The sequence below is a fragment of the Actinomadura sp. GC306 genome (genome assembly GCF_004348665.1).
Lineage (GTDB): Bacteria > Actinomycetota > Actinomycetes > Streptosporangiales > Streptosporangiaceae > Spirillospora.
Map to the genome: position 1 here is coordinate 1 of NZ_SMKM01000492.1, position 1997 is coordinate 1997.

Below are 1997 nucleotides of genomic sequence, written 5' to 3' on the forward strand. Positions count from 1 at the left end.
ATCTACACTCGACTAGTCGTCGTCAGCGTCAGATGGGTATAAGAGACAGGAACCCCCTCCCCGGGGACTTCGTCATCTCCGCAACCACCCAGGACCCTTCACGGAAGGGGGTGCTGTTCGATCTTCGCATCCGGGGACGGGAAGTCGTCGGTCAATACGGGGCAGGTGAATTTACGGGTCATGAGCCCCGCGACGAAGTCGGTAAGGGAGCCGTTAAACTCCCACCAGGCACCCTTTCCATAGGAGTGTTCCGCTACCACGACCGTCCAGGCGTCCGGGTCGCCCTCGGTCCGCCAGAACAGGTGGTCGCTGTTGTCGGTAACACCCCAGGGGAAAAGCCCACCCTCCGCGGGGTAGAGTGGAAATGGCACAAGGTCAAGGGTAGGAAACTTCTCGATGAGTTCCGCTGCAGCTCCGAGTATATCTTCCGCCCAAGTGACCAGATTTTCCCCTTCCGAGTTCTCGACGGGATGGAAAATGCCCAAAAACTCGTCCACATCGAGCAGCGGATACCGTCGACATAGCTCCATATAGTCTCTAGGCAGGCGCATCCCCAGCCGCCCCCTCAACCCATCCCAGTCAACAGGAGGCGGCGACTGAACAGGCTCACCTATAAGGCTGATCATCCGTGTCAGTGAAGCCATGGGAATATCACCCGATGCTCTCTGTTCCTGGACTTGCTGTTCTGAATTGTAACGTTGAAGAACAGCCCGTCGTTCCCGCGCGCGAGCATGTGCACTGCAGATGGCCTTCCTGCGTGGGATGAATAGACCGGCCGCACTTCATAATATACCTGCTGCCCCTCATCCTCGACCGCCCGGCGTACGATGTTCTCGTACTTCTTCATCGAGGAGTTGTTCATCCGCTGATAGATGGTGATCAGATTTCTCGGGTCCGATCCGCTGCCTCCCAACTGTGCACCGATGAGGTGTCCACGAGAGAAGACCCTCTTCGAGTTATTCGGCTTGCCAGCAGCGTCTCGGGGCCAGCCACTAGGAAGGATCGACTTTCTCGCCGGAGATCCGCCTGCCAGGTCTCCAGCACTGCAGTACTGGGCGCGAGCGCCGGTGGCCCGGCCTTGGCTGTCGAGTGGCCTGTACTCCTTGAACGGCAGGCAGCCATTGTCACCGTCGCCGCCCGAAATACCCTGGCTCGGATCTGGTTCCCAGGGTGTCCCTGCTTCCGGGTACAGGAAGGACGAGCCGTAGGGATTGACCGGGAAAAAGACAGAATTGCGGTCGGGCTCCGGAGCCGTGGCCGTACTCGTGGGGGGCGGTGGAGCCGCACCGCCTGAGTCGAAGTGAATCTCGGCGGGCGGAGCCGTGGAGGCGGCGCCGGCCAGTGAAATCTGGCTGACGATTGATCCGGCGTCGCTGACGGCTTTAGCGCGCAGGTCCCGCAAAGACTGCGCAGTATCCTCGACGACGTTGTGCGTCCTGGCCCGGGTGGGCATTCGGGCAGGGCCTGTCGAGATTCGGCTCTTAGGGTCCGCGTAGGAGGGTCTGCGCAGCGAGAGGTTTATGGTTCGGGCCTTGTTGCGGGCATCGTTCGCCGCTCGGCGTTTGCCTTTCGTCAAGCCGCCGCGAAGTCGCAATCGCGGCGCCAACCGAACTTCCGCCACATGATCACTTGCGGGAAATGATTCCGACAAGATCGTTGACCGGATCCGGCCAGGCACCTAATCCTGGCGTATCTGGATTTCAATCACTCCTTAATTGAGGACACCTATTAAGCTCCTCCCCTGTTCCTCCAGCTCAAGCCACTGCCACCGGAGAAGTGAGCTTCCAACATCTGAGCACGGCGACAGGAGCACTACCCACCGTGATCAATTACGGTGGCGTGGAAAGCGGCAACGCGCACACCGAGGCTGTGAGAAGCAACGCGGCTGGGACGACGGAGGGTTGCCACGGGCCCGGGTCCGGTCGGTTCCCCAGCGGTCTACGCAAACGGGTGAGCTGATGTCGGGGTGCGGTGCGGTTGTGCTGGTGGGTCAGGGG

At 60.6% G+C, this 1997-nt stretch carries 2 protein-coding genes; both read right to left on the reverse strand.

Annotation, left to right across the window (positions count from 1 at the left end; genetic code table 11):
• Positions 1-98: 98 nt before the first annotated feature.
• Positions 99-644, reverse strand: coding sequence for a hypothetical protein (locus E1200_RS32935; RefSeq protein WP_131956537.1), 546 nt, complete (start codon positions 642-644; stop codon positions 99-101).
• On the reverse strand, positions 632-1402 hold the full coding sequence (locus E1200_RS32940) for a DNA/RNA non-specific endonuclease (RefSeq protein ID WP_165950563.1): 771 nt from the start codon (positions 1400-1402) through the stop codon (positions 632-634). Before E1200_RS32940 ends, E1200_RS32935 begins: the two co-directional genes overlap by 13 nt.
• Between the last annotated feature and the right edge of the window lie 595 nt (positions 1403-1997).

Bases quoted from the DNA above. Each gene is read 5' to 3' on its own strand.
- E1200_RS32935 (WP_131956537.1), bottom strand. From the start codon at position 644: ATGGCTTCACTGACACGGATGATCAGCCTTATAGGTGAGCCTGTTCAG.